This is a genomic window from Streptomyces sp. NBC_01092 (assembly GCF_045039535.1).
Taxonomy (GTDB): Bacteria; Actinomycetota; Actinomycetes; order Streptomycetales; family Streptomycetaceae; genus Streptomyces.
In genome coordinates this window covers 8,837,753-8,860,025 of sequence record NZ_CP108659.1, presented here as the reverse complement: position 1 = coordinate 8,860,025, position 22,273 = coordinate 8,837,753, and the positions used below count along the sequence as shown (strand labels likewise).

Annotated in this window: 24 protein-coding genes; 10 read left to right on the top strand and 14 right to left on the bottom strand. The window is 72.4% G+C overall.

The genetic code is table 11. The features are described from left to right. Nucleotides 1-127 precede the first annotated feature (127 nt). A complete protein-coding gene (locus OG254_RS40055) occupies nt 128-1,246 on the bottom strand; it encodes a glycerate kinase (RefSeq protein ID WP_405595478.1) in 1,119 nt (372 codons plus the stop codon). A gap of 171 nt (nt 1,247-1,417) precedes the next feature. On the opposite strand from OG254_RS40055, the gene OG254_RS40050 reads away from it, so the two are divergent. From OG254_RS40050 to OG254_RS40020, 7 genes are all read left to right on the top strand, one after another. After that, nucleotides 1,418-2,497, top strand: coding sequence for an ADP-ribosylglycohydrolase family protein (locus tag OG254_RS40050; RefSeq protein WP_405592162.1), 1,080 nt, complete (start codon nt 1,418-1,420; stop codon nt 2,495-2,497). Nucleotides 2,498-2,565: 68 nt separating this feature from the next. Then, entirely contained in the window at nt 2,566-3,072 is a 507-nt protein-coding gene (locus tag OG254_RS40045; protein ID WP_405592160.1) for an NUDIX domain-containing protein, read from the top strand. 320 nt (nt 3,073-3,392) lie between these two features. Continuing rightward, nucleotides 3,393-4,151, top strand: coding sequence for a hypothetical protein (locus OG254_RS40040; RefSeq protein WP_351193956.1), 759 nt, complete (start codon nt 3,393-3,395; stop codon nt 4,149-4,151). A 25-nt stretch (nt 4,152-4,176) separates the two neighbouring features. Further along, nucleotides 4,177-4,932: a hypothetical protein gene (locus OG254_RS40035; protein ID WP_405592158.1), complete on the top strand. Its 756-nt coding sequence runs from the start codon at nt 4,177-4,179 to the stop codon at nt 4,930-4,932. Beyond that, nucleotides 4,923-6,296, top strand: coding sequence for a S8 family serine peptidase (locus OG254_RS40030; RefSeq protein ID WP_405592156.1), 1,374 nt, complete (start codon nt 4,923-4,925; stop codon nt 6,294-6,296). The genes OG254_RS40035 and OG254_RS40030 overlap by 10 nt, the downstream gene beginning before the upstream one ends. Nucleotides 6,297-6,490: 194 nt before the next feature. Continuing rightward, nucleotides 6,491-6,763, top strand: a complete 273-nt coding sequence (locus tag OG254_RS40025; protein WP_405592154.1) for a hypothetical protein — start codon at nt 6,491-6,493, stop codon at nt 6,761-6,763. A gap of 88 nt (nt 6,764-6,851) precedes the next feature. Beyond that, nucleotides 6,852-7,604, top strand: a complete 753-nt coding sequence (locus OG254_RS40020; protein WP_405592152.1) for an SIR2 family NAD-dependent protein deacylase — start codon at nt 6,852-6,854, stop codon at nt 7,602-7,604. On the opposite strand, the gene OG254_RS40015 is transcribed toward OG254_RS40020, so the two are convergent. The 4 genes from OG254_RS40015 to OG254_RS40000 form a co-directional block, all read right to left on the bottom strand. Further along, nucleotides 7,601-8,836, bottom strand: a complete 1,236-nt coding sequence (locus OG254_RS40015) for a cytochrome P450 (RefSeq protein ID WP_405592150.1) — start codon at nt 8,834-8,836, stop codon at nt 7,601-7,603. The two genes, OG254_RS40020 and OG254_RS40015, sit on opposite strands and share 4 nt — an antisense overlap. Before the next feature lie 24 nt (nt 8,837-8,860). Beyond that, nucleotides 8,861-10,285, bottom strand: coding sequence for an NAD(P)/FAD-dependent oxidoreductase (locus tag OG254_RS40010; RefSeq protein WP_405592148.1), 1,425 nt, complete (start codon nt 10,283-10,285; stop codon nt 8,861-8,863). Next, nucleotides 10,242-10,469 carry a ferredoxin gene (locus OG254_RS40005; RefSeq protein ID WP_147995841.1) on the bottom strand — a complete coding sequence of 76 codons (228 nt, stop codon included), beginning with the start codon at nt 10,467-10,469 and terminating at the stop codon, nt 10,242-10,244. The genes OG254_RS40010 and OG254_RS40005 overlap by 44 nt, the downstream gene beginning before the upstream one ends. Nucleotides 10,470-10,577: 108 nt before the next feature. Then, the gene (locus OG254_RS40000; protein ID WP_405592146.1) at nt 10,578-11,198 is read right to left on the bottom strand and encodes a hypothetical protein; all 621 of its coding nucleotides are present in this window, start codon (nt 11,196-11,198) and stop codon (nt 10,578-10,580) included. A gap of 88 nt (nt 11,199-11,286) precedes the next feature. Here OG254_RS40000 and OG254_RS39995 point away from each other — a divergent pair, with 88 nt between their 5' ends. Then, nucleotides 11,287-11,667 carry a VOC family protein gene (locus tag OG254_RS39995; RefSeq protein WP_405592144.1) on the top strand — a complete coding sequence of 127 codons (381 nt, stop codon included), beginning with the start codon at nt 11,287-11,289 and terminating at the stop codon, nt 11,665-11,667. On the opposite strand, the gene OG254_RS39990 is transcribed toward OG254_RS39995, so the two are convergent. Continuing rightward, complete coding sequence (locus tag OG254_RS39990) at nt 11,664-12,146, bottom strand: methylated-DNA--[protein]-cysteine S-methyltransferase (RefSeq protein ID WP_405592142.1); 483 nt, start codon at nt 12,144-12,146, stop codon at nt 11,664-11,666. The two genes, OG254_RS39995 and OG254_RS39990, sit on opposite strands and share 4 nt — an antisense overlap. Nucleotides 12,147-12,155: 9 nt before the next feature. Then, nucleotides 12,156-13,637 carry an AlkA N-terminal domain-containing protein gene (locus tag OG254_RS39985; RefSeq protein WP_405592140.1) on the bottom strand — a complete coding sequence of 494 codons (1,482 nt, stop codon included), beginning with the start codon at nt 13,635-13,637 and terminating at the stop codon, nt 12,156-12,158. Nucleotides 13,638-13,803: 166 nt separating this feature from the next. Between OG254_RS39985 and OG254_RS39980 the strand changes: the two genes are divergently transcribed. Continuing rightward, complete coding sequence (locus tag OG254_RS39980) at nt 13,804-14,166, top strand: metalloregulator ArsR/SmtB family transcription factor (RefSeq protein ID WP_147995837.1); 363 nt, start codon at nt 13,804-13,806, stop codon at nt 14,164-14,166. A 7-nt stretch (nt 14,167-14,173) separates the two neighbouring features. On the opposite strand, the gene OG254_RS39975 is transcribed toward OG254_RS39980, so the two are convergent. The 3 genes from OG254_RS39975 to OG254_RS39965 all read right to left on the bottom strand — a co-directional run bounded on the left by OG254_RS39975 (nt 14,174) and on the right by OG254_RS39965 (nt 16,988). Continuing rightward, nucleotides 14,174-14,608 (bottom strand): hypothetical protein, encoded by a 435-nt coding sequence (locus tag OG254_RS39975; protein WP_405592138.1) that lies wholly within the window; start codon nt 14,606-14,608, stop codon nt 14,174-14,176. Between the two features lie 104 nt (nt 14,609-14,712). Beyond that, nucleotides 14,713-16,242: an FAD-dependent monooxygenase gene (locus tag OG254_RS39970; protein ID WP_405592136.1), complete on the bottom strand. Its 1,530-nt coding sequence runs from the start codon at nt 16,240-16,242 to the stop codon at nt 14,713-14,715. 41 nt (nt 16,243-16,283) lie between these two features. Then, nucleotides 16,284-16,988, bottom strand: coding sequence for a hypothetical protein (locus OG254_RS39965; RefSeq protein ID WP_405592134.1), 705 nt, complete (start codon nt 16,986-16,988; stop codon nt 16,284-16,286). Nucleotides 16,989-17,189: 201 nt separating this feature from the next. On the opposite strand from OG254_RS39965, the gene OG254_RS39960 reads away from it, so the two are divergent. After that, nucleotides 17,190-18,164, top strand: coding sequence for an alpha/beta fold hydrolase (locus OG254_RS39960; RefSeq protein WP_405592132.1), 975 nt, complete (start codon nt 17,190-17,192; stop codon nt 18,162-18,164). Here OG254_RS39960 and OG254_RS39955 read toward each other — a convergent pair. The 4 genes from OG254_RS39955 to OG254_RS39940 all read right to left on the bottom strand — a co-directional run bounded on the left by OG254_RS39955 (nt 18,161) and on the right by OG254_RS39940 (nt 22,255). Continuing rightward, nucleotides 18,161-18,910 carry a phosphate ABC transporter ATP-binding protein gene (locus OG254_RS39955; RefSeq protein ID WP_405595476.1) on the bottom strand — a complete coding sequence of 250 codons (750 nt, stop codon included), beginning with the start codon at nt 18,908-18,910 and terminating at the stop codon, nt 18,161-18,163. The two genes, OG254_RS39960 and OG254_RS39955, sit on opposite strands and share 4 nt — an antisense overlap. A 136-nt stretch (nt 18,911-19,046) precedes the next feature. Further along, the gene (locus tag OG254_RS39950; protein ID WP_405592130.1) at nt 19,047-19,988 is read right to left on the bottom strand and encodes a sortase; all 942 of its coding nucleotides are present in this window, start codon (nt 19,986-19,988) and stop codon (nt 19,047-19,049) included. Beyond that, entirely contained in the window at nt 19,985-21,283 is a 1,299-nt protein-coding gene (locus OG254_RS39945) for an Ig-like domain-containing protein (RefSeq protein WP_405592127.1), read from the bottom strand. Before OG254_RS39945 ends, OG254_RS39950 begins: the two co-directional genes overlap by 4 nt. A 36-nt stretch (nt 21,284-21,319) precedes the next feature. Further along, a complete protein-coding gene (locus OG254_RS39940) occupies nt 21,320-22,255 on the bottom strand; it encodes a hypothetical protein (RefSeq protein ID WP_405592124.1) in 936 nt (311 codons plus the stop codon). Nucleotides 22,256-22,273: the final 18 nt, after the last annotated feature.

The window sequence follows — 22,273 nt, the reverse complement described above, 5'->3', positions numbered from 1 at the left end:
CGTCCCGTCCCCGGGGGCTGCCGCCCCCGAACCCCCGCTTCAGCCCTGAAGGGGCCTCGTCCTCAAACGCCGGACGGGCTGAGATCAGCCCTTCCGGCGTTTTGAGGCGGGCGGGAAATGCCCGGGCTCAGACCAGGAAGTCCTGGGCGATCCGCTCCGCCACCCGCTCCAGGATCGGTCCCGCTTCCGCGATGCACTTCGCCACGTCCGGCTCGGCGTCCGTCAGGGGGTACGCGCGCCGGATGCCGGCCCGGCCCAGCGCCTCCGGTGCCAGCGCGAGGCGGCCGCACACCGCGACGACCTCCTTGCGCGCCGCGCGGGCAGCCGCGGCGACGCCGGCCGGGGCCTTGCCGTGCAGGGTCTGCTCGTCGAGGGAGCCCTCGCCGGTGATGACGAGGTCCGCCCGCTCCAGCGCGGGCGCGAAGCCGAGGACGTCGAGCATGACCTCGATGCCGGGGCGGAAGCGGGCACCGAGGAGGAGGGCGCCGTAGCCGATGCCACCCGCGGCGCCGGCGCCGGGTGCGGCGGCATGCTCGGCGGCCTTGGAGCCGACCGACTCCTCCAGCACCTTCGCGAAGTGCGCGAGCGCGCCGTCCAGCGTCCGCACGTCGTCCGGGGAGGCCCCCTTCTGCGGGCCGTACACCGCCGGCGCGCCCTTCGGGCCGGTCAGCGGGTTGTCGACGTCGCTGGCGAGCACCAGGTCCACGGAGGTCAGTCTCGGGTCCAGGCCCGACAGGTCGGCCGTGGCCAGGTCACCCAGGCCGCCGCCGCCCGGCGCCACCGGCTCGCCGTCCGCGTCGAGGAAACGCGCGCCCAGCGCGGTCAGCATTCCGGCGCCGCCGTCCGTGGTGGCGCTGCCGCCGACGCCGAACACGATGGTGCGGGCGCCCGCGTCCAGCGCGGCCCGCAGCAGCTCGCCCGAGCCGTACGTGGACGCCGTGAGCGACGCGAAGACACCCGCGGGCAGCCTCTGGAGTCCGCTCGCCTCGGCCATCTCCACGACCGCCGTGTCGCCGCGCAGCGCGAACGCCGCGCTCACCTCGTGCCCGAGGGGCCCGGCGACCCGTACCTCCCGCCGCTCGAAGCCGGCCGCGACCGCCGCGTCCACGGTCCCGTCGCCGCCGTCGGCCACGGGCATGGCCTCCACCTCGACGCCCGGGACGACCCGGCGCAGACCGGCCGTCACACGCTCGGCGACCTGCACGGCCGTCAGCGACCCCTTGAACTTGTCCGCGGCGATGAGCACGCGCTGTGTCACCAGTTTTCCCCTTGCTCTTCCGGGCCTCGCGCATGTCAAGGCCAGTCGCGCCGCTGCGACCTTAACCGGAGGAGGCCTGCGGCGTCATGCACCGACCGGACGTTGAGAACCTGCTACGCCCTCCCTGTACGGGCGCCCGGAATCGGGTAAACCGGTCCTATGACCCCTGTGGGCACTGAGCCAGAGCTCGCCGACCGCGTTCTCGGGGGCTGGCTCGGCCGGATCGCGGGCAACATGCTCGGCAAGCCGGTCGAGCAGGGCGACCTGTGGACGCGGGACCGTATCGACCGCTATCTGCGGCAGGCCGCCGCCCTGCCCCTCACCGACTATCTCCCCGAGCCGGCCGGCGAGGAGGACGGCTTCGAGCTGCGTCCCGAGTGGCGCCAGTGCGTGCGCGGCCGGATCCACGGCAGCTGCCGGGACGACGACGTCGACTACGCGATCCTCGGACTCGACCTGCTGGAGACCCACGGCTTCGGGTTCAGCACGGAGCAGGTCGGTGACCTGTGGCTGCTGCGGCTGCCGTATCTGCAGACCTTCACGGCGGAGCGGGCCGCGTACCGCAACCTCGCGAACGGTCTGAAACCGCCGCTCACCGCGACGTACGACAACCCCTACCAGGAGTGGATCGGCGCGCTCATCCGCGCCGACATCTACGGCTGGACCAGCCCCGGCGACCCGCGCCGCGCCGCCGCCCTCGCCCGCCGGGACGCCGTGCTGTCGCACAGCGGCAACGGGGTGTACGGCGCGATGTGGGCGGCGGCGCTGGTCGCGGCGGCGTTCACGGCGTCCACGATCCGCGGGGCGATCGACCAGGCGCTGGCGGTGATCCCGGCGAGCAGTCGCCTCGCGCGCACCGTACGCCGTGTCGTCTCGCTCCACGACACCCGGATGACCTGGGAGGACACGCTCACCACGGTCGCCGAGGAGACCGCCGGGCTCGGCTGGATCCACACCATCCCGAACGCGGCCGTGCTCACCGCCGGGCTGCTGTATGGCGACGGCGACTTCACCCGCAGCATCACCCTCACCGTGCGCGGCGGCCTGGACACCGACTCCAACGGGGCGACGGCCGGTTCGGTGGCCGGTGTGCTGACCGGGGCCGAGGCGATTCCGGAGCAGTGGACCGTGCCGCTGGAGGACACGGTCCGCAGTGCGGTGTTCGGGTTCGACGGGGCGCGGATCAGCGACCTGGCGGAGCGGACCGTACGGCTCGCGCAGGCGCAGGCGGAGGACTAGGGGGCGCGCTCGCGGTGGCCGAGCTCTGGGCAGAGGGCGTGGTTGCGTGGGCTGGTTACGCTTCCCCAATGACCACCACGCAAGACTTCGCCACGTACATCGCGGGTCTCCCCCGCGTACTCGCCGGTGCCGCCGCGCTGTTCCGGGACGCCGAGGGCCGGGTGCTGCTCGTGGAGCCCAACTACCGGGAGGGCTGGGCGCTTCCGGGCGGCACGATCGAGTCCGACGACGGCGAGACGCCCCGCCAGGGCGCGCGCCGGGAGACTCTCGAGGAGATCGGCCTGGACCGGGAGCTGGGCGCGCTGCTCGCGGTGGACTGGGTGCACGGGCCGGGGCGGCCGCCGCTGGTGGCGTATCTGTACGACGGCGGGGTCCTCGGCGAGGACGACTTCAAGGCGATCCGGTTGCAGGAGGAGGAGCTGCTGTCCTGGCGGCTGGTCGCGCGCGAGGAGATCGTCGCGCATCTGCCGGACGCCCTGGGCCGGCGTGTCCTGGCCGCGCTGGACGTCCTCGCGGACGGCGGCGGGACGGTGGAGCTGGAGAACGGGCACCGGGTGAACTCCTGCGCCGTGTGAGTCCACAGGGGCGTGCCGGGATTTCCCGGGCGCAGTGGTGTTTCCGCTACGGGCGGGAGTGGCCGAAAGAAGCCGAGGAATGGCGGCCTCGACCGCCCGTGGACCAATCGTGAATCTTTTCCCTTGACGCCCGCGTGGCGGGGTTTAATATGGCCGTCACTGGCTTACGAAGAGGCGTTCTCTTTTCTGGGAACGCACGGAGGCGGCGGACGGATCACTGCGAAATGCGTGTACCGGTCCCCGCCGTGCCTCACTCGTATCTCGGCTCCGGTCGGAGCATTTTGACACACGCCCTGGGAGGCGTTGTGACGTCATCGGACATGGAAGTCCAGGAAAAGCAGCGGATCGCGGACTCCCTTTCATTCATCGACAATCTGGAAATCACCGTTCCCGAACTGCGCTACGTGCCGCCGGGAATGGCTCTCCAGGAAGAGGAGTCGGCGGCCGTGGTGGCCGGCAGCGTGGTGGCCTTCACCGACGGGCTGAACGGGCGGCAGAAGTCCGACGTCCTCAACTCCACGCTGCTGGCGCAGCTAGCGGCGAACAAGAAGTTCGACCGCGACGAGGACCCGATCAACTGGTACAAGTTCTACCGCTCGGTGCTCGAACAGGTCGGCTGGGTCGTGCCCTCCTTCTCGTTCGCCCGGTTGTCGGTGGCCGGCTCCCGGTTCACCGTGGACCGTGCGGTGATCGCCCTGCTCCAGGTCATCGCCACCCCCGGCGAGATCGGCGTGGCCAAGGCCGCCATCGAGGCGCTGCGCAAGCTGCCGGAACGCGACCGCCGTGTCGTGCTGTTCGAGAGCAACGCGCACAGCGACACCTTCGGCAACTTCCAGATCTCGGCCTGCGGCGTCTCGCAGGGCGACACCGTGGTGATGAAGATCGGCGCCTTCCACTTCAGGACCACGGAGCGCGTGACCCGTGTGCTGTTCTTCAGCTTCCCGCGGTCGAGTACGCAGATGCAGCAGGCCCGTCAGACGCTGACGCTCAACGAGGACGTCTACGAGCAGGTCCGCGAGGCCGTCATCCGCAAGCTCGGCGACGCCGCGAACAAGTCCATCGACGAGCTGGAGATCTAGCGCCGGCCGCGCCGGGAGGGCCGAGATGAACGAATCCGAGCGCCCCGGCCGGGTGAACCTGGCGGCGTGGGACCTGGGGCCCGAGCCGGGCGGTGCGCCGACGCCGCCCGTCCCGCGCGGTGACGGCGGAGCCGTCGACGCCGGAAGCCTCGTCGTCCTCACCGCTGCCGTGTCCGAGGAACATCGCACGGACGTCGTTCACTCGGCTCTTCTGGCGCAGTTGGTGGCCGACCGCAAACACGACCGTCACAAGGATGCCGAGGCCTGGTATCCGGTGTACGGGGACACTCTGGAAAGAATCGGCTGGGTCGTGAAGCAGCATTCCGGGTTCGGTGTCCACCGGCCGCGCCGGATTCCGTGTCCGGTGGAGACGGTGGTGCTGGACACGCTCGAACCGGTGTCCGACGAGAAAAGCAGGGAACTGGTCGCCGCGGTGTGGAAATCCCTGGCGGCCCTGCCGGACGACGATCGGGCGGCCGTGATATTCGAGGAGAACGGAAAGGCGCGTACCGTCGGGAATTTCCAGGTCCTCGTCGTGGACGAGACGGCCGGCGATGTCGTCGTACGCCTCGGACGATTTCGTTTCCGCTCCGACCGCGATGTCCCGGGCTTGAGGAAAGCGAAGTTCTCGGCCCGTAGCACGGTCCAACGCGGCACCCAGATACTGCATCTCAATGAGCAGGTGTACGCACCGCTGCGTGACGACATCACCGCGAAACTCGCCTCACGGGTGGACGCCTTTGTCCGGCCGGTTCACATGCAGGGGGAATCATGCGCGTAATGGTTCAGTTGCGGCCCGAGCGCGATGTCGTCGCGGCCGTCGTCGATCCCGGGACCCCCACCCCGCAGGCCGCCGAGGTGGCCGGCGAGGTTCCCGGGCTGGTGCTGGATCCGGCGTTCGTACCGGTTCCGGTGCCCCTGCCGCGGCCCGCGGAGCCCGGCGGCGATCCGCTGTCGCTGGACCAGCCCCTCGTGTTCTCCCTGGCCCCCGAGGACGCGAGTGTGCTGGTCCGCGGCGAGATCCAGGACCGTGACCTGGCCGGCCGGCTGGCCCTGCTCGCCGCCGCGCGGCCCGACATCGTCGGTATCTCCTCCGATCCGGTGATCGCGACGAACCCGGTCTGCGGCGGCACTCCCCCCGTGGGCGACGCCGACGACGTCCGTCGCGCCGTCACCGACCCGCTCACCCAAGAAGGGCTCGACGGGCGGGGCGTCGCGCTCGCCGTCGTCGACACCGGCATCAACGCAGCGCACGTCAGCCACGCGCTGGGCGGCGCGGACGTCTCGGTCGAGGAGGAGCTCAGCTGGAAACCCGCCGGCGTCGACGGTGACTTCGGGCGGTTCCCGGTGGATCACGGCACGATGTGCGTCTTCGACGCGCTGATCGTCGCCGAGCGGGCGGACCTGCTGGACCTGCCCGTGCTGCTGTCCCGGCGGCCGGGCGCGACGGCTCTGGAGGGCCTGCTGTCCGACGCGGTCGCCGCCTTCGCGCATCTGCGGTCCCTGCTGGAGGCCGTTCCGCGTGCGCAGCGCGCGGCGCTCGTCGTCAGCAACAGCTGGGGTTCGTTCAGTCCGGCCTGGGACTTCCCGCCCGGGCATCCAGGCAACTACTCCGACAACCGCGCCCACCCCTTCAACCTGGCCGTGTCCGCGCTGGAGGAGGCCGGCGCCGACATCCTGTTCGCCGCGGGGAACTGCGGACGGGACTGTCCCGACGGCCGGTGCGCCTTCCCGAACCGGCCCATCACCGGGGCCAACTCGCATCCCCGGGTGCTCTCGGTGGCCGGCGTCGACGTGCACGGGAAGCGGGTCGGCTACTCCTCCCAAGGCCCGGGCCGGCTCACCTCGCGCAAGCCCGACCTGGCCGCCTGCACCCACTTCTCCGGCTCGGAGGCGTTCGGCGCGGGCAGCCCCGACTCGGGGACGTCGGCCGCCTGCCCGGTCGCGGCGGGCGTCGTCGCGGCGGTGCGCACCCGGCTCACGCCCCGGCAGCTCTCCCCCGCCGGGATGCGCACCCTGCTGCGGCGTACGGCCAATGACGCGGGAGTGGCCGGGTTCGACCACGACCACGGGTACGGCATCATCAGCACCACGTCGATCGTGGACGCACTGCGCCGACGCGCCAAGAACGGCGCCCGCGGCTAGGGCCTGTCCGGCGGATCAGGCCGGCTGCAAGGAACGGCATCTCATCAACGCAGGTGAGCGGGGCCTGGTGCGTCCAGCTGCAAGGCGGAGGAGGGCGTCGACGCGGAGCGTCGGCAACCGACGACAACGCCGCAGATGGGCGTGCCAGGCCCCGCGACGCCGGCATGATCCGCCGGACAGGCCCTAGGAGACCCATGGCTGCCGAGAGCCCCACTGTCCTTGTCGGCGTGACGCTCTGGCCGGGCGCCACGCTGCGGGACGCCGTGCGTCGGCTGCGGCTGGCGGACGACGAGGTGGACGCGGCGTACGGACTGGTCTGCGTGGATCCGGCCCGCCAGGTGTACGCCCTGCTGGTCACGGAGAGCGCCGGGGAACGGATCAGGGGGACTCCCGGGGGCGGCGGACCGTACGCCAATCCCCGTATCGAGACCTTCGGCCCGCCACAGCCGGACGACGACGAAGGCTGACCAGGGCCGATGAGGGTGCCGTGGCGGCGGAGGCCGCTCTCGGATATCCGTTCGCCGCCGCCACCGCGCCCGTCCTACGCTCGGTGCCATGACCAAGCCGCCCCTCGTCGCCCTCCTCAGCGGCGCCGGTATCAGCACGGACTCCGGGATCCCCGACTACCGCGGGCCGAACGGGCTGTGGCGCCGGGACCCGGAGGCCGAGAAGCTCGTGACGTACGAGTACTACATGGGCGATCCGGAGATCCGCCGCCGCTCGTGGCAGATGCGGCGGGGGAACCGCGCGCTCAGGGCCGAGCCGAACGCCGCGCACCGGGCGGTGGCCGAGCTGGAGCGGTCCGGGGTGCCGGTGCGGGTGATCACACAGAACGTGGACGGGCTGCACCAGCTCGCCGGGTTGCCCGCCCGCAAGGTGCTCGAACTGCACGGCAGCGCCCGCAGTGTGGTGTGCACGAAGTGCCATGCGCGCGGCCCGATGGAGGACGCCCTGGCCCGGGTCGAGGCCGGTGAGCCGGATCCGCCGTGCCTGGAGTGCGGCGGGATCCTGAAGTCGGCGACGGTCATGTTCGGCGAGCGGCTCGACCCGGTGGTCCTCGGCGAGGCGGTCGCCATCACCAAGGCCTGCCAGGTGTTCATCGCCGTCGGCACCAGCCTCCAGGTGCAGCCCGCCGCCGGCCTCGCGGGCATCGCCGCCGACCACGGCGCCCGGCTCGTCATCGTCAACGCCGAGCCGACACCGTACGACGAACTCGCCGACGAGGTGGTGCGCGAGCCCATCGGTTCGGCGCTGCCGAAGCTGTTGAGCGAGCTCGGCACGAGGAGCGGCCAAGTGGAGCGCGGTTAGGGGCGGATCCCGTCGCAGCCGATGTGCAGATGCCGGGGCCCGCGCAGCACGGCGTTCTGCCGGTACGGCGGCGGGTCCTGGAGCAGACGTGGGTTCTCCAGCCTGCGGGCCAGCTCCGCCAGGGCGAACTGAGCCTCCAGCCGGGCGAGCGGTGCGCCGAAGCAGCTGTGGATGCCGCTGCCGAGGCCGAGGTGCTGGATGTCGGGGCGGTCCGGGTCGAAGCGGTCCGGGTCCGCGAAGCGTTGGGGGTCGCGGTTGCCTGAGGCGAGGACCAGCCAGATGGGGGCGCCCTTGGGGATGGTGACGCCGCGGACCTCGATGTCGGCGAGGGTGGTGCGCTGCGGCAGCAGTTGCACCGGGGGCTCGAAGCGCAGCAGTTCCTCGACGATGGGCACGGCCAGCCGTGGATCGCCGCGCAGCCGCTGCAGGACGTCGGGATTGCGCAGCAGGGCCAGCATTCCGTTGGTGATGAGGTTGACCGTGGTCTCGTGACCCGCGATCAGCAGCAGTGCCGCGGTGCTCAGCAGTTCCATCGTCGACATCGGGCCGTCCTCGCCCTTGGCCGTCGCCAGCTGGGAGAGCATGTCGTCGCCGGGGTTCTTGCGGCGCTCCTCGATCAGGCCGGCCAGGTACATGCCGAGCTGCATACGGGCGTCATGGGCGCCCTTGCTGCGCGCGGCGGAATCCGCGTCCGGGTTGGGATCCAGGCTCGCGGCGAGGGTGTCCGCCCAGGTGTGGAAGCGCGCCTCGTCCTCGCGCGGCACGCCGAGCAGCCGGCAGATCACCGTCACCGGGAACGGGTACGAGAACTGGTCCACCAGGTCGATCCGGGCCGGGTCGCCGATGCCGTCGATGAGGCCGGCGACGATGTCGTGGAGTTCCGGGCGCATCCCGTCGACGCGGTGGGGGGAGTGCGGCGGGCCGAAGGGCCGGTTCGTCATGCGGCGCAGCCGGTCGTGTTCCGGCGGGTCGAGCTTCAGGAAGCCCGGCGGCAGGGCGCCCTCCTCATGGGGCGCCTCGGCCAGCGGGTCGGCGGTGTTCGAGGCGAGGTTGCGGGCGTCGGAGCTGATCCGGGGATCGTGCAGCAGGCTGCGGATCTCGTAGTAGGTGCTGACCACGTACGGGCCGTCGGCCTCGTGGTGGACCGGCGTCCTGCGCAGCTCCTCGTAGATCGGGTACGGATCGGCCCGGTTGGCGGGGTCCAGGATGCGGTGCAGCAGGGATTGCGTCATGGCAGGTCCTCGTGGCCGTGCGGGTCAGTGCGCGGGGATGAACGTCGTCCGGCGGTCGGCCGGCGAGTATCCGCTGAGGGTCACGGTGGGCCCGTGGGTGGGGACCGAGGGGTCGGGGAAGTCCGCGTCGACCGGCCGCTGTCCGTCCCGGTGCCGGTCGACCGTGGCGAACGGCGGCGGGAACGGCGCGCCGGTCTCGATCAGCTCCTGGTAGAACGGCAGCCACCGGGCGTGGTCGAAGGCGACGGCGCCGATGACGCGTCCCTGGTACCCGTAGACGCCGATGAACCGGCGACTGGCGAGTGAGCCCTGGGAGATGAGGATCTCGGTCCCCATCGACGGCACTCCCACCGACTTGATGTTGACTCCGAACTGCGCGGACCAGAAGGCCGGCACCTCCATGTGAGGTACGCGGTCGATGCTCTCGCTGAGCATGTTGTGCGCGGCGATCCCGGCCTGGGCGACGGCGTTGCCCCAGTGCTCCAGGGCCAGGAACTGGTAGCCGAACAGGGGGTGCGGGCAGCGGGCGACGTCGCCCGCCGCGTAGATGTCGTCGGTGACGATGCCGCGGATGTCGAAGGCGCGGCAGCCGGCGTCGCAGGCGATGCCGCGGGGGCCGTCCCCGAGTCCGGACCCGGCGAGCCATCCGGTGTTGCGGGTGGAGCCGAGCGAGACGATCACCACGTCGGTCTCCACGGTGGAGCCGTCGGACAGCTGCGCGGCGCGCACCCGTCCCGAGGCGTCGCCCTCCAGAGCGGTCACCATGACCCCGCACCGCAGGTCCACCCCGTGCTCGCGCTGCATCTCGGCCGCGACCGCTCCGACGACGCCGCCGAGGGCGCCGGCCAGGGGCGAGGCGGCGCGCTCGGCGACGGTGACGCGCAGGCCGCGTTCGCGGCAGGCGGAGGCGATCTCGGAGCCGGTGAACCCGGCCCCGATGACGAGGACCCTCTTGGGCCGTGCGTCGAGCCGCCGGGCGAGCGCGGCACTGTCGTCGCGGGTCCGCAAGCCGAAGACGCCGTCGAGTCCGGCCTCGGCCTCGTGCGGCCACGGTCGCGCGCTGACCCCGGTGGCGATCAGCAGCCGGTCGTACGGCACCTCGTCGCCGTCGGCCAGCCGTACCCGCCGGGCGGCCATGTCGAGGCCGGTGGCCGCGACGCCGAGCCGCCAGGTCGCGTCGACGGACCGGAGCCTGGGCAGTGCGGTGCGCTCGGCGCTCGCCCTGCCGAGCAGCACCTGCTTGGACAGCGGGGGTCGGTCGTACGGTTCGTGGGGCTCGTCGCCGATCATGGTCAGTGACCCGGCGAAGCCCTCGGCCCGCAGGGTCTCGGCGGCCCGCAGTCCGGCCAGCGAGGCGCCGACGACGACGATGCGGCCCTCGCGCCGGAGCCGTTCCAGGGATCCGTCAGGGGGCACCGGACACCGCCTCGGCCGGTACGTCCACGGCATCGACGAGGATGGCCTGGACGGGGCAGGCCGCGGCGGCCCGGGCCAGCTGCTCGCGCTGTGTCTCGTCGACCTCGGGGTCGTACAGCAGGGCCTCCTCGCCGTGCATGGCGAAGACCTCGGGGGCGAGGAACGCGCACTGCGCATACCCCTGACATCGGTTCAGATCGACGGCAATCCTTACCACGGGATCGGTCCTCTCCGACGGCCCGGTGAGCCTTCTGCGACCACTCTCGGCGGCCGGAGGGGTCGGGGCGACGAGGGGGAGACCGTTCGAGTGAGCGGTGCGGCCGTATCAGGTCGAAGCGGCGGGCCGCCGACCCCGAAGGATGTCCAGGCTGAGGATCAGCGCCCAGGCCGGGAAGACCAGTTCGGACCAAGGAACGTCCGATCCGATCACGAGCAGCGTCAGGCCCGCCAGATAGCCGAGGACGACGAGCGGGCGCGGGAAGGCGCCGAGCCGGCGGCCGATCGTGGAGGTCGTGATGATGAACACCGCCGCCATCCGCATGGCGTACGTGGTCAGCAGGGCGTAGGTGAAGTCGCGGCCGAATTCGGAGCTCTGCGGGCTCTCGCCGAGCACGGTCCCGGCCGCCGCGCCAGCGCCGAACAGGGTGGCCACGAAGACCAGGCCGCTGCCCAGGAACACGGTGGCGACGAACCGGTCCTCGCCCTCGCCGGCCTGCTCGCGCAGGGCGCCCATGAACCACAGGAACGCGATCCCGGCGAACGGGAGGAGCTCCAGCGCCGCCCGCACGGCGCTGCGCTGTCCGGAGTCGAGTGTGACGTCGTTGTCGGCGCCGCTGGGCAGAGCGAGACGCACCAGGACGATCGCCGCGGCCATCAGGATCGCGAACACCACCCCGGCCACCCCGGCGGCCCGGGGTGTCGACAGGCCCTTGTGCTTTCGCTCCATGGTCTCCCGCTCTCTGCCTGGTCCTCCTTCGTACCGCGTTGGTGCGCAAGCTGCTGCGCGGGCGCGGCGCGTGGCACAGAATGTGATCATGACCTCTGCGATACGCCATATGACGATCGACTCCGCCGACGCCTACCGACTGGCCGGCTTCTGGTCCCAGGTGCTCGGTCTGCCCGTGCACGAGGACGACGAGCCGGGGGACGAGGATGTGCTGATCGAGGGGGCGGGGCTGTTGTTCGTCACCGTCCCCGAGCCCAAGACCGTCAAGAACCGCGTGCACCTGGACCTTCAGCCGCAGGACCGCACCCGTGACGAGGAGGTCGAGCGGGTCCTCGCCCTCGGCGCCGCCCTGGTCGACGACCGCCGCAACCCGGACGGCACGGGCTGGGCGGTGCTCGCCGACCCGGAGGGCAACGAGTTCTGTGTGGAGCGCAGTGCGGCGGAGCGGGCCGGCGGGCCGGGGGCCTAGAACAGGGCGGTCCCGCCCTCGAAGTCCAGCAGCCGCTGCTTGCGGTCCAGGCCGCCGCCGTAGCCCGTGAGGCCGCCGTTCGCGCCGACGACGCGGTGGCAGGGGACGATGATGCCGACCGGGTTCTTGCCGTTGGCGAGGCCGACCGCGCGCGAGGCGCCGGAGTTGCCGAGGGCGTCGGCGAGTTGGCCGTAGGAGCGGGTCTCGCCGTACGGGATCCGGCGCAGCTGGTCCCAGACCCGGCGCTGGAACTCGCTGCCGTTCAGCCGCAGTTCGAGGGTGAACTCCTTCAACTCGCCCGCGAAGTACGCCTCCAGCTGGTCGATCGCCGCGCCGAACGGCGTCTCGTCCCGCTCGCCGAAGGTCTCCTCGGGTGGGCGGTGGCGTTGGCCGGTCATGTAGAGGCCGCACAGGACGCCGTCCTCGGCGACCAGGGTGAGCGGGCCGTACGGGCTGTCGATCACGGTGTGCTGTTTCACTGGTTTTCCTTACACGGGGAGGAAGTTGATCGGGTGGCTGTCCGTCGCCCACAGGTACTGGACGGCGTACGCCCGCCAGGGGCGCCAGGCCGCCGCCCGGGCCGTGAGGGCCGCGGGAGTGGACGGCAGGCCCAGCTCCTGTGCGGCGCGGCGGATACCGAGGTCGGTGGGGAGGAAGGCGTCGGGGTCGCCGAGGGCGCGCATCGCGATGACGTCGACCGTCCAGGGTCCGAAGCCGGGCAGGGCCAGAAGGCGGGCCCGGGTCTGCGGCCAGTCGCTGTCGGGTCCGAGGCGCACGTCGCCGTCGGCGAGTTGGCGGACCAGGGTGGTGAAGGTGGTCCGGCGGGTACGGGGCATCGCCAGGGACTCCGGGTCCACCGCGGCGAGTGCCTCGGGGGCCGGGAAGAGGTGGGTGAGAGCGCCCTCGGGGTCGTCGACCCGCTCGCCGTGGGCGGTGACCAGGCGGGCCGCGTGGGTGCGGGCGGCCGCTGTGGAGACCTGCTGGCCGAGTACGGCCCGGACGGCGAACTCGGCCTCGTCGACCGTGCGCGGCACCCGGCGGCCGGGAGCCTTGTCGACCAGGGGCGCGAGCAGCGGGTCCGTGCGCAACTGGTCGTCGATCGCGACCGGATCGGCGTCCAGGTCGAGCATCCGGCGGCACCGGCTGATCGCGACGGTCAGATCGCGCAGGTCGCCGAGGGTGAGGCGGCAGGCGATGTGGTCGGGCCGCGGGGTCAGCGTCACGATGCCGTGGCCGTACGGCAGCCTGAGCGTGCGCCGGTAGGAGCCGTCCCGCCACTCCTCGACGCCGGGTACGGCGGTCGCCGCGAGGTGCCCGAAGAGGTTGTCGGGGTTGAGGGGGGCGCGGAACGGCAGGCGCAGGGTGAGGGCGCCGGTGGTGGTCCCCGGGGTGGCGCGGGGTGCGCGGGTGCGCAGGTCGCTCGGTGAGAGGGCGAAGACCTCGCGGACGGTGTCGTTGAACGTGCGGATGGAGGCGAACCCGGCCGCGAAGGCGACGTCCGCCATGGGCAGCGGCGTCGTCTCGATGAGGAGGCGGGCCGCCTGGGCGCGCTGGGCGCGGGCCAGGGCGAGCGGTCCCGCGCCCAGTTCGGCGAGGAGCTGGCGTTCGATCTGCCGGGTGCTGTAGCCGAGCCGGGCGGCGAGGCCGGGCACACCCTCGCGGTCCACGACGCCGTCGGCGATCAGCCGCATCGCGCGGGCCACGAGGTCGGCACGCTGGTTCCACTCCGGGGAGCCGGGGCTGGTGTCCGGGCGGCAGCGCTTGCAGGCCCGGAACCCGGCCTGCTGGCAGGCGGCGGCGCTCGGGAAGAACCGCATGTTCTCCGGCTTGGGCGGGACCACCGGGCAGCTGGGCCGGCAGTAGATCCCGGTCGTGACGACCGCCGTGAAGAACCATCCGTCGAAGCGGGCGTCCTTGGACTGAACGGCGCGCACGCAGCGCTCCGTGTCGATGTGCATCCCCTTCTGCATACGTCCAGCATCGGCCACCGGGGCGGCGAGGGCTGGCGAGAATCCGACATCGACCTCGCCTGTCCTGGGAGGTGCCGGATCACATCAGGGGAGCACATCAGGGAAGCGCAGCAGGATACATGAAGAATCGTTCATACATTCCTGTGCGGTGGGTAAGATACCCCTCATGGGTCATGGAGCCGTCACCGCCGCGCAGGACGCCCCCGAGCGCGTACGCCTGGACGCGGCCAACGCGGCCAAGGTGGCCACCACCCTCCAGGCCCTGTCCACCCCCTCCCGCCTGCTGATCCTGGCGCGGCTGCGCGAGGGGCCGCTGCCGGCCACGGAGTTGGCGGCCGAGGTGGGCATGGAGCAGTCCGCCTGCTCGCACCAGCTGCGGCTGCTGCGCAATCTGGGCCTGGTGGTCGGCGAGCGGCGCGGCCGGTCGGTGGTGTACGCCCTGCACGACCACCATGTCGCCGAGCTGCTCGATCAGGCCGTGTACCACGTGGAGCATCTGCGGCTGGGCATCAGCGACACGGCCGAGTGAGCCCGCGTCACGACACGCTCGGGCCCGGAGTCGGACCCACGCCCTGCAACTGCTGGATGTTTCCGCCCAGTTGGGGACGGAGCTGCTCCAGCAGCGCCGGTTTGGCGCTGACCACCCAGCGGGTGCCGACGAGGTATTTGCCGCCGTAGACGGCCGCCGCGTCCAGCCAGGTCAGCTTGTACTTCTCCGCAGGGAACGTCGTGATGAGGTAGTCGCCCTTCTTCGTGTGGCAGACCCCCTCGCGAAGCTCGTCCGCCTCGGTCCGGATCTTGACCTTGCACCCGGTCAGGTCGGCGATCACCTCGACCTTCGCAGGTGCCACGACCCCGGCCACGGTGGCGGCGACGTTCGACGGGCTGCTCTGCGCGGAGGTCTTCTCCTGACCGCCGGCGCCACACGCGGTGACGGTGGCGGTGAGCAGGAGAATCAGGACACCGGCCACCGCGGCGCGGCCGGTGCCCCCGCCGCCTCTGTTTCCTCTGTTTCCTCGCTGAAACTGCACGAGGAGTGGTACGGAACAACGCCCGCGGCCGTTCACCGCGCGGGTCACGTGGGCCCGGCCGGCAGCCAGCGCTCGACGTAAGCGCGCAGCCCGCCCAGTTCGGCGCCGCGCGTGACGTAGCCGACGTGGCCGTCGGGTCGCACGAGCCCCTGGGCGACGTCCGGCCAGGGGCTCCGGTCGCCCAGGCGGTGCACGGTGATCAGGTCGGCCCGGCCCGCCAGCACCGGGGCGAGTCGCTCGTCCGGCCACAGGTGCGCCGGGCCCGTCAGGAGCAGATGCCAGCCGGGGGCGGCGACCCGGGCCTGGAGCCCGCGGGGCAGGTCGGGCAGCCGGTCCCCGGCACGGGGACCGCGGCGGGGCGATCGTGTGCCCGTGGTCGAGGCGGGACTGCGGCGGTAGTGGATGCCCAGCTCGGAGACGGTACGGAAGACCCATCGCCGGGGCGCCGTCGCATGCCTGACCAGCGGGGCGAGGCGGGGCACCAGCCGGGCGCGGGCGAAGCGCAGGACGGGGTTCGGGCTGGTGGCGATGACGAGGGCGCGGTCGGTGAAGCGCCGTACGTCACGACCGACCGGCGCCCGCTCGGCTCCGTACGTCTCCAGCAGCTCCTCGGGCGCGGCGCCCCGGCACACCAGGGCCAGCTTCCAGCCCAGGTTGAGGGCGTCCTGGATGCCGGTGTTCATGCCCTGGGCTCCGGCCGGGCTGTGGATGTGGGCGGCGTCGCCGGCCAGGAAGAAGGGGCCGGAGCGGTAGTGGGCGGCGCCGCGGTTGTGGAGGCGGAAGTCCGTCATCCAGACGGGGTCCCGCAGGACCAGCCCTCGCGCGCCGTACCGTTCGGCGATCCCCTGCAGCAGCGGCAGGGTCACCTTGCTGTCGGGGACGTCGGACGGCCGCATCGCGAGCATGCGCCAAGGGGCGGGCGACCCGAGCGGGAAGAAGAACAGCATCCCGCCCCCGGTCATGTACGAGTGCACGGCGCCCGGCTCCAGCCCGTCCACCTCCAGGTCGGCGAGCAGATACGTCTGCGGATAGGCGTACCCCTCGAAGCCGATGCCCGCGCGGGCGCGCACCGTGCTGTGGGCGCCGTCGCAGCCCACGACGTAGCGTGCCGTCACGGTCTCCTCGGCGCCGTCCCGGCCGCGCAGCCGGCAGGCGACGAGCGGACCCTGCCGCTCCAGCCCGACGACCTCGGTGCCGCGCTCGATCGCCACGTCCCGCGCGGCCAGGTGCTCACCGAGCACGCGCTCCGTCTCGGCCTGGGCGAGGAACAGCAGGAAGGGGTACGGCGTGTCGGTCGCCCCGATGTCGAAGAGCGGCACCGACACCGCGCGCCGGGTCAGGTGCAGCCGCAGCCGCATCGCGGTGTTGCCCCGGTCCACGAGCTCCTCGGTCACCCCGAACCCCGCGAGCGCCTCCAGGGTGCGGGGCTGGATGCCGAGCGCCCGGGACTCGCGTACGCGGTCCAGGGAGCGGTCGACGATACGGAACCGCGTTCCGTAGGTACGCAGTTGAGCGGCGAGCGCGAGCCCGGTGGGCCCGGCGCCCACGACCAGCACGTCCAGCGGTGGCGTCATGGGTCAACGGTAGACAGCCCCACCCGGCTGCCCTCCTCCTGTCACCGCACGCTCGTGTCGATCAGCAGATGGGCCCGGGCGGTGGCGAACAGGTGCTTCTGGGCCGCCGGCCTCTCGCGGGTGGCGACGGTGTCGAAGAGCAGCTGGTAGACCTGGCCGGCCTTGCCCGCGACGAACACCTCGACGCGTTTGCGGGGTGCGGACTGGTCGGTGTAGTGGTAGTCGATCTCCAGAAGGAGGGCTTCCTTGCCGTTCTGCCGGGTGGGGTGGGTGGCGACTTTCAGGTCCGCCATCGAGGACTTCTGCGGGTCGCGGTACCACTGAAGCTGTCCGGCGACGGCGGCCTTCGGCGTCGGCCCGTACGAGGAGTCCCGCTTGAGGCTCATGGCGTGCTCCTCGTCCGGGGAGCTCCAGTTGCTCTGGGTGCCGCTGCCGAAGTCCTTGGTCCAGTCGTCGGGGAGGGCGAAGGTGGCCCTGAGATCCGGTGCACCGACGCGACGCCAGCCGCTCGGGACCGCGATGGACGGGAACGCCTCCGGTGTGGCCGACGCGTCAGGTGTGGCCGACCTGGCCGGTGCCGCCGCGCCGTCGACCACGGGCCGGCCCGGCGACGATCCCCCGATGAGCGGCACCCCGAACAACGCCAGCAGGAGGCCGACGACCGCAGTGGCCGCCGACACCAACGCTGCGATCTCCCCCGCACTCAACCGCCGTCTCGACCGCGTCCCGTCCCCCGCACCGCTCACGCCGCTCTCCTCCCCCGTGTCGCCGGCCCCGCTCGGCCGAGGCGCGTGACAGCGCCTCACTGCCGCCGGGCACCTGATCGTGTCTCGGGAGTTTTCCCAGGAATCAGCCCAACTCGCGTCGATAGTCGGCCAGTTGTCACGCCTTCCGCCACCGTGAACCTGCCTGGTTGCCCGGACATCACGGCACGTACGCTCGTCCCCATGGTTGAGCATCGGATGGTTGACGTGAACGGCGTTCGGCTGCACATCGCCGAGCAGGGAGACGGACCTCTGGTGGTGCTCCTGCACGGCTTCCCCGAGTCATGGCACTCCTGGCACCACCAGTTCGGCCCGCTGGCCGACGCGGGATTCCGGGTGGTCGCCCCCGACCAGCGCGGATACGGACGCAGCGACCGCCCCGACGCCGTCGACGCGTACACGATCCTGCATCTGGTGGGTGACGTCGTCGGCCTCATCCAGGCCCTGTGCGAGAAGAAGGCGTACGTCGTCGGCCACGACTGGGGCGCGCCGGTCGCCTGGCACACGGCCCTGCTGCGGCCGGACGTGGTGCGCGGTGTGGCCGGGCTGAGCGTGCCGCCGCCGTTCCGGGGGATCCATCCGCCGCTGGCCTCCATGGAGGAGCGGTTCGGCGGCCGGTTCTACTGGAACTACTTCGCCCGACCGGGTGTCGCGGACGCCGAGTTCGCGAAGGACACGCGCACCACCCTGCGGAAGTTCTTCTACTCGGCCTCCGGCGACGCTCCCCACGCGGGCGAGCTCAGGCAGCCTCTGGTCGACCCCGAGCGCGGCTGGCTCGCGGACATGCCGGACCCCGAGGTGCTGCCGGACTGGTTCACCGAGGCCGACCTCGACGCGCTCACCGAGAGCTTCTCCCAGGGCTTCACCGGGGCCCTCAACTGGTACCGCAACCTCGACCGCAACTGGGAGCTGACCGCGCCCTGGCACGGCGCCTTCGTCACCCCGCCCGCCCTGTACATCTACGGCGACCGCGACCTGGTCCCGGCGTTCCCCGGCACGCCCGAGTTCATCGAGCGGCTCCCCGCCCTGATGCCCAACCTGTGGCGCGAGCCCGTCAAGTTGGCGGGCTGCGGACACTGGACCCAGCAGGAACGGCCCGCCGAGGTGAACGCGGCGCTCGTCGAGTTCCTCACCCGGAGCCCGGCTCAGCCGGTCTAGCCGAAGCGGCCCTCCACGTAGTCCGCGGTGCGGGGGTCCGACGGGGCCGAGAACATCGCCGGAGTGGGGCCGTACTCGACGATGGCGCCGGGCGTGTTCTGCTCGGCCAGGAAGAAGGCGCACTGGTCGGAGACCCGGGCGGCCTGCTGCATGTTGTGGGTGACGATCACGATGGTGACCTCGTGCGCCAGCTCGCGGATCGTCTCCTCGATCCGGCGGGTCGAGGTCGGGTCGAGCGCCGAGCAGGGCTCGTCCATGAGCAGGACCTTGGGGCGCACCGCGAGCGAACGGGCGATGCACAGGCGCTGCTGCTGGCCGCCGGAGAGCGCGCCGCCGGGCTGGCGCAGCCGGTCGCGGACCTCCTTCCACAGGCCCGCCTTGGTCAGGCACTCCTCCACCAGGTCGTCCCTCGCGTCGCCGTTCATGCGGGTGCCGGTGAGCTTCAGACCGGACGTGACGTTGTCGTAGATCGACATCGCCGGGAAGGGGTTCGGCTTCTGGAACACCATGCCGATCGTCCGTCGCGCATCCGTCAGCCGCTGCCCGGCGGCGTAGACGTCCTGGCCGTCGACGAGGACCTCACCGGCCAGTGAGGCGGTCGGGACGAGTTCGTGCATGCGGTTGAGGATGCGCAGGAACGTCGACTTGCCGCAGCCGGACGGGCCGATGAGGGCGGAGACCTGGCCGGCCGGCATGGTCAGGGACACCCGGTCGAGGACCTTGTGGTCGCCGAACCAGGCCGAGATCCGGCGGGCCTGAAGCGTCGCGCCACTCGCGCCGGTCGCCGGGACCGGCGGGAGGGTCAGCGTGGTGTCGGTCTGGGTGCTCTGGTCGCTCACGGCTTGTCCTTCATCGACGTCGATCGGCTTCGGCAACGGGTGGTCACAGCAGGTTCGGCAGGAGCAGCAGCGTCTGGTCGGCGACCGCGAGGCCGAGCGCGCCGAGCAGCGGGACGCCGACGACCCAGGTGTGCCGTCTGCCCCAGCGGGCGCGCGCCCAGGCGAGGGCCGCGGCGGCCAGGGTGAGTCCCTGTCCCCACAGCACCAGCGGCAGCCAGGCCGACTGCTGGGTGGCCATCGGCTTCTCCTCCTCCGGCAGCGCGCCGGGCGCGACGGAGGAGGCGGGCGTGGGCTGGGCGGCCGATACCAGGTCGGCGTCCACGCGCAGGATGCCCCGGGGCATGAAGGGCGTGCCGTCGGCGGTGATCAGCGTCAGCCGCCCCTTGCCCTGCGCGGGCACCGCCGGCTGGGGGTCGCCCGCCCGGCGCGGTCCGATGACCCGGTAGGTGTGCTTGCCCTGCCCGGTGGTCACGGTGAAGGTGTCGCCCGTGCTGAGCTCGCCGAGGCGCCGGAAGGGGCCGCCGTAGGTCGCCTGGCGGCCCATGACGACGCTGACTCCGGACTGGCCGGGCAGGGGCGTGTCCCGCCGGTGGCCGGGTCCGTGGGACAGGTCGGCGGCGGTGGTGCCCTCGCGGACCACCTCGCGCACCCCGATCTCGGGGATCGCCAGGATCGCCACGGGCTCACCGGCCTCGGCCGCCCGGCCGCCGCCCACGGACTGCCCGACCGGGGCGGTCCCGTTGGCGAGGGCGGCACGGAAGGCGGCGTAGTCGACCTGCCGGTCCCGGGATTGGCGCAGGTCGCCGACCAGTCCCGCGTCGGCGACGAAGCCGAGGAGCAGCGCGGCCAGGATGCTCAACGCGGCGCTGGTGATGCGCAGTCCGGGACCGGCGGTCGGGCGTGCGGGCCGCGCCCGGCCGGGCCCGGGAGCCGACGCGGGGTCGGCTGCCACGGGCCCGGCAGGGGCGATGACGGGTGCCGTCATCCGATCCTCACCGCGGCGGAGGTGGCGGTGCCGCCCGCGAACCCGGCGCGCTTGGCCGTCACGGTCAGCGAGAGCAGGTGGCCGCGGTCCGCGCTGGTGGGGGTGTACGTCGAGCGGGTGGCGCCGGTGATCGCCCGGCCGTCGCGCTTCCAGACGTAGCTGTACGACTGGGCGGCGGGGGTCCAGGTGCCGGGCTTGGCGGTCTGCTTGTAGCCGACCTTGCGGGTGCCGGTGAACGACGGCTTGGTGCCGTTCTTCAGGGCGGGGCCGAGCGCCACGGTCACGGACGGGCTGGTCGAGGTCGTGCTGCCGGTGCTGTTGGTGGCCTTCGCCCGGCAGGCGATCTTGTGGGCGTGGTCGGCGGCGCCGAGCGCGCGGGTGCGCCCGGTCGCGCCGCTGAGCACCGCGCCGTCCCGCAGCCAGGAGTACGCCACGGAGCTCGCGCCGCTGAACGACACCGAGCAGGTCACCGTGGAGCCGACCCGGACGGTGCCGGTCACCTTCGCCGCCGAGACGATCGCCGGGGGCTTGATCTTGACCGTGTAGGAGAGCGACGCGGAGGTCGAGCCGCCGTACACCGCCGGGTCGGCCGGCGTGAACTGGGCCTTGAGCGCGTGGGTGCCGACGGTCAGGGAGCTGGTGGTCTTGGTGGCCACGCCGCCGGAGACGGTGACCGTGCTGCCGATCTGGGTCGTGCCGTCGAGGAAGCGGACCGTGCCGGTCGCGGCGGCCGGGGAGACGGTCGCCGTCAGCTTCACGGACGTGCCCTGGACGACGGGGCTTACCGGGCTCGCCGCCAGCTTCGTGGTCGTGGCGGTGACGGGCGCGGTGTTCTGGTAGGCGGTGTTGGAGGTGAACCAGATCGGCGCGGTGAAGTCGCCGTAGACGGCCGAGCCGAACGCGCCGCGGCAGGTGAGCGTGAAGTCGTAGCGGCCCTGGAGGGTGGTGAACCCGGCGGTGCTCGCGTAGTTGCGCATCGTGTCGGACAGCGGCACGACGATGCCGCCGTTCGGGGCGGTCGCGTAGGTGCTGGTCGGCGAGTTACCCACGACGATCTGGCCGTCGGCCGGGAAGCCCGCGCCCTGCACGCCGACGATGAGGTTGGTCGCGGGCTCCGGGCACGGCGCGGCCGTGGTCAGGGTGATGCCGCTGGTGTCCGTGCCGGTGGCCGGGGACACCTCCATCGAACCGAGGACGTCGGCCTCGGCGCCGGTGCCGGCGAGGACGAGTGCCCCGGCGGCCAGCGCGGTGACGAGGGTGGCCGCCAGGGGGCGGCGTACGGCCTTGACCTGCATGGTGTGTCGTCTCTTCCTGTGGGGTCCGGGCACGGATCAGGCGTTCGGGGTGTCGAGGGTGGGGAAGTCCTCGCGCGGGCGGGCCCGGCGGACGACGACGATGCCCGCGAGCACCAGCGCGGCGGACAGGGCGCCGAGCACGCCCGCGTTGACGCCGGTGGCCGCCATGGAGCCGCCGCCACCGCCCGAACCGCCGCCGGACGCACCGCCGTTGACCTCGGTGGCGATGTCCTGCGAGCCACCGCCCGTGGTGCCGCCGTCGGTGGTGCCGCCGTCGGCTGCCGCGGTGTCCGTCGGGGCGGCGGTGTCCGTGGGCAGCGCGGTGTCGGTGGGAAGGGCCGTGTCGGTCGGCGACTCGGTGTCCGTGGGCGTGTCGGTCGGCGTGGCCGTGTCCGTCGGGGTGCCCGTGTCGGTCGGGGTCGCGGTGGTGGTGTCCGTCGGCGTCGGGGTGTTGCCCGGTCCGGCCGGGTCGGTGTTCTGGTAGGCGGTGTTGGAGGTGAACCAGATCGGCGCGGTGAAGTCGCGCAGGCTCGTGCCGTTGAAGGCGGTGCGGCAGGTGAGGGTGAATTCGTAGCGGCCCTGGAGGGTGGTGAACCCGGCGGTGCTCGCGTAGTTGCGCATCGTGTCGGACAGCGGCACGACGACGCCGCCCTCCGGCGTGGTGCCGTAGGTCGCGATCGGGGAGTTGCCGACGACGTTCTGGCCGTCGGCCGGGAATCCCGCGCCCTTCACGTCCATGATCACGTTCGTCGCCTCGGCCGGGCAGGCCGCCGAGGTGGTCAGGCTCATGCCTTCGGTGTCCGTGCCGGTCGCGGGGGTCACGGACATGGCGGCGGGGGCCTCGGCGGCCGACGCCTGCACGACGGTGGCGGCGGTGACGAGCAGCCCGGCCGTGCCGCAGGCGGCGACGACCGAACCGACGCGGACCGCGGCCGTCCTGGACATCCGGAGTGTGCGGGGTGTGTGGGACACGGGGTTTCTCTCCCTGGG